Origin of the sequence: uncultured Cardiobacterium sp. (genome assembly GCF_938028185.1) — a bacterium.
GTDB lineage: Bacteria > Pseudomonadota > Gammaproteobacteria > Cardiobacteriales > Cardiobacteriaceae > Cardiobacterium.
In genome coordinates this window covers 1-3,493 of record NZ_CALJAH010000045.1, presented here as the reverse complement: position 1 = coordinate 3,493, position 3,493 = coordinate 1, and the positions used below count along the sequence as shown (strand labels likewise).

Annotated in this window: 2 protein-coding genes and 1 pseudogene; all 3 read left to right on the top strand. The window is 62.7% G+C overall.

The annotated features are described in order from the left end of the window. A pseudogene (locus Q0349_RS01535) lies at window positions 1-507 on the top strand (DNA recombination/repair protein RecA); the annotation flags it as partial. Beyond that, window positions 494-940, top strand: a complete 447-nt coding sequence (locus Q0349_RS01530; protein WP_298079041.1) for a regulatory protein RecX — start codon at window positions 494-496, stop codon at window positions 938-940. The pseudogene Q0349_RS01535 and the gene Q0349_RS01530, both read left to right, overlap by 14 nt. Then, a partial coding sequence (gene alaS, locus Q0349_RS01525) for an alanine--tRNA ligase (RefSeq protein WP_298079040.1) occupies window positions 930-3,493 on the top strand: 2,564 nt, incomplete at its 3' end. The genes Q0349_RS01530 and alaS, both read left to right, overlap by 11 nt.

Sequence of the window (3,493 nt, the reverse complement as noted above, 5' to 3'; positions counted from 1 at the left end):
AACCAAATCCGCATGAAAATCGGCGTCATGTTCGGCTCGCCGGAAACCACCACCGGCGGCAACGCGCTCAAGTTCTACGCCTCGGTGCGCCTCGACATTCGCCGCGTTGGCTCCATCAAGGACGGCGAAGAAGTGCTGGGCAACCAGACGCGGGTCAAAGTGGTGAAAAACAAAGTGTCGCCGCCGTTCAAACAGGCCGAATTTGAAGTGCTCTACGGTCAGGGTATTTCGCGCATCGGCGAAATCATCGACCTCGGTGTCGCCATTGATGCCATCCAAAAATCCGGTGCCTGGTACAGCTACGGCAGCGAAAAAATCGGTCAGGGCAAAGAAAAAGTCCGCGCGTATCTCACCGAAAAACCGGAACTCGCCGCCGAAATCGAGGCAAAAATCCGCGAACACTACATCGGTAACAGCGACGCCGAACTGCCGGTAAGCCACGGCGACGACAACGACGAGGCGAACACCAACGAAGCCCCCGCCACGGACGGCAATGAACTCTTCTGACGACGTCCGGCGCGCGATAGAAGCACGCTGTCTCGCCGCCCTCGCACGGCGCGAATACAGCCGCGCCGAACTCGCCGCCAAACTGGACGGGTTTCCCGCAGAAGACATCGCCGCCGTCCTTGATACCTTGGCAGAACGCGGCTGGCAAAGCGACGCCCGCTTTGCCGCCAGCTACCTGCGCGGCCACCGCGGTTACGGCCGCCTGAAAATGCGGCACGAACTGGAAGCGCGCGGCATCCGGGGCGAACTCCTACGCGAAACCCTCGACAGCGCCGACTGGTTCGCCGCCGCCCGCGACGTTTACCAAAAAAAATACAGCGCTCCGGCGACCACGCCGCAGGAGCGGGCGAAGCGGCAGCGTTTCATGGCGCAGCGCGGCTTCAGTTACGAAGAAATCCAGCAAGCAATGACAGCAACCCAAGATGAAGCATAACCCCCCCCAATCCACCGCCGAAATCCGGCGCGCCTTCCTCGACTACTTCGCCGAACACGGCCACAAAATCGTCCACTCCTCCTCGCTGGTGCCGGGCAACGACCCGACCCTGCTCTTTACCAACGCGGGCATGGTGCAATTCAAGGACATCTTCACCGGCAGCGAAACCCGCGACTACAAGCGCGCCACCACCTCGCAGCGCTGCGTTCGCGCCGGCGGCAAACACAACGACCTCGAAAACGTCGGCTACACCGCGCGCCATCACACCTTCTTTGAAATGCTCGGCAACTTCAGCTTCGGCGACTACTTCAAGGCCGACGCCATCCCGTTTGCCTGGAACCTGCTGACCCAAGTCTTTGGCCTGCCGCCGGAAAAACTCTGCGTCACCGTTTACCACGAAGACGACGAAGCCTTCGCCATCTGGCGCGACAAAGTCGGCCTGCCGGAGGACAAAATCATCCGCATCGGCGACAAGCCGGGCAAAGCCAAGTACGAATCGGACAACTTCTGGGCGATGGGCGACACCGGCCCCTGCGGCCCCTGCTCGGAAATCTTCTACGATCACGGCCCGGACGTCTGGGGCGGCCCGCCCGGCTCGCCGGAAGAAGACGGCGACCGCTTCATCGAAATCTGGAATATTGTCTTCATGCAGTTCGAGCGCGACGCCAGCGGCAACATGAAACCGCTGCCGCGCCCGTCCATTGATACCGGCATGGGGCTGGAGCGCATCGCCGCCGTCTTGCAGCACGTCCACTCCAACTACGAAATCGACATCTTCCGCAACCTGATTGCTGCCGCCGCTGACGCGACCGGCTGCGACGACCTCGCGCAAACCTCGCTCAAAGTCATCGCCGACCACATCCGCGCCACCGTCTTCCTCATGGTTGATGGCGTCCTGCCCGGCAACGAAGGGCGCGGCTACGTCCTGCGCCGCATCATGCGCCGCGCCATCCGCCACGGCTACAAACTCGGGCAAAATCAGCCGTTCTTCTACAAACTGGTCGCGCCACTCGTCGCCGAGATGGGCGAGGCCTACCCGGAAATCGTCGAAGCCGAAGCGCGCATCACCGATGCGGTGCGCCGCGAAGAAGAGCGCTTCGCGCAGACGCTGGAAGCGGGGCTGGAAGTGCTGGAAAAAGCGCTGGGCGAAATGCGCGGCACAGAAATCCCCGGCGAAACCGTCTTCAAACTGTATGACACCTACGGCTTTCCGGTCGATCTCACCGCCGACATCGCCCGCGAACGCGGCCTGACGCTGGACATGGACGGCTACGACGCGGCAATGGCCGAACAGCGCGAGCGCGCCAAAGCGGCGGGCAAATTCGATGCCGCGCAAAAACTGGACATCAGCGGCAAAACCGCCTTTGACGGCTACGAAAAAGAAAGCGGCACCGCACAAATCATGCAAATCTTCGTCGCCGGGCAAGCCGTCACCAAACTGGACGCGGGCGCAAGCGGCGTGGTCGTCCTCGACCGCACCCCGTTCTACGGCGAATCCGGCGGCCAGGTCGGCGACACGGGAACCCTGCGCACCACCAGCGGCGTGTTTCGCGTCGAAGACACCCAAAAACAAGGCGATGCCTTCCTCCACATCGGCCACGTCGAACACGGCGACATCAGCGTCGGCGAAACCGCACAGGCGGAAATCGACCGCGACCGCCGCGCCGCCATCAAACGCCACCACTCCGCCACCCACCTGCTGCACAAAGCGCTGCGCAGCACCCTCGGCACGCACGTCCAACAAAAAGGCTCGCTCGTCGATGAGCGCCGCACCCGCTTCGACTTCTCGCACGACAAGGCGCTCGACGCCGAAGAAATCGCGCAAGTAGAAGCGATGATGAATGCACAAATCCTCGGCAACGCGCCGGTCATCATCGAACAAATGAGCCGCGACGCCGCGCAGAAAAAAGGCGCGATGGCGCTCTTTGGCGAAAAATACGGCGACGTGGTGCGCGTGGTCAGCATGGGCGACAACGGTTTCTCCATCGAACTCTGCGGCGGTACCCACGTGGGCCGCCTCGGTGAAATCGGCCTCGCCAAAGTCGTCTCGCAAGGCGCCGTCTCCGCCGGGGTGCGCCGCATCGAAGTCGTCTGCGGACTCGCCGCACTCGAATACCTCGCGCACAGCGACGCCCTGCTCAACGAAAGCGCGGCGCTGCTGAAAACCGATGGCGAACACCTGCCAGAGCGCATCGGCGCCCTGCAACAACAACTGAAAGCGTTGGAAAAAGAAGTACAAACGCTGAAACGCCAACTCGCCCAAGGCGGCGACGGCGGCAGCGCTGAAATTAAAGTCATCAACGGCTGGAAAACACTGGCGCTGCAACGCGACGGCATTGACAACGCCACCCTGCGCGACACCGCCGATCAACTGCGCGACCGCCTCGGCGCGGACGTCGTCGTTATCGGCAGCGTGGATGACGACACCGCCCGCCTCATCGTCAGCGTCAGCAAGGCAGCGAACGGCCTGCACGCGGGCAACATCATCCGCGACCTTGCCGCGCACATCGGCGGCAAAGGCGGTGGCCGCCCCGATTTCGCCCAAGCGGGCGG

Coding starts and splice junctions, on each gene's coding strand:
- Q0349_RS01530 (WP_298079041.1), top strand. CDS start 494: ATGAACTCTTCTGACGACGTCCGGCGCGCGATAGAAGCACGCTGTCTC.